This is a genomic window from Priestia sp. P5_B4 (genome assembly GCF_056400385.1).
In genome coordinates this window covers 1-623 of sequence record NZ_JBFULJ010001426.1, presented here as the reverse complement: position 1 = coordinate 623, position 623 = coordinate 1, and the positions used below count along the sequence as shown (strand labels likewise).

General features: G+C 36.4%; 1 protein-coding gene. It reads left to right on the top strand.

Annotation, left to right across the window (positions count from 1 at the left end):
- The coding region (locus AC1DRF_RS31375; RefSeq protein WP_477742749.1) for a LysR family transcriptional regulator at nt 1-623 on the top strand (623 nt) is incomplete at both ends.

The following is a 623-nucleotide window of genomic DNA, read 5'->3' as shown; positions in this document are numbered from 1 at the left end:
ATTAGGATATGTGCAGCCGCATATCAGCCAGCGGATTAAAAATCTAGAGGGAGAATTAGACACCAAATTATTGATACGTACGAATCGGGGAGTTACGTTAACAAACGAAGGGGAAGCTTTGTTTGACTACGCCCAGCGTATTTTACGTTTAATGGAGGAAGCTAAAACAGAAGTTAATCCGAATAAGTTTAAAAGATCCTTAATCATTGGCGCCTCGCAGACCGTCTCTGCTATTAAAATTCCTTCTTTATTCTCATCTTTTCTGAAAGAACATCAAAATATTGAAGTTAAAATAAAAACAGATAGAAAACAAGCCTTACAAGAAATGCTTTCGTACGGGGAAATTGATGGACTTTTTCTTAGCGGTACCTATAACGAGGCTCAGTTTGAAACGGTTTATCACTATGCAGAAAAAATGATGCTTATTTCACCTCTATCTGCAGAGAGAGCAGAAACAGGTCAACTAACGTTACTCATCAATAGTGATGTAAACTGCATCTATAGAAACAGACTATTAGAGTTTTCAAAAGAACATCATATACATAAAGCTAATATTATGGAATTTGATTCATTAGAAGCTATTTTACAAGGCGTTCGTGATGGAATAGGCATGAGTGTAGTCC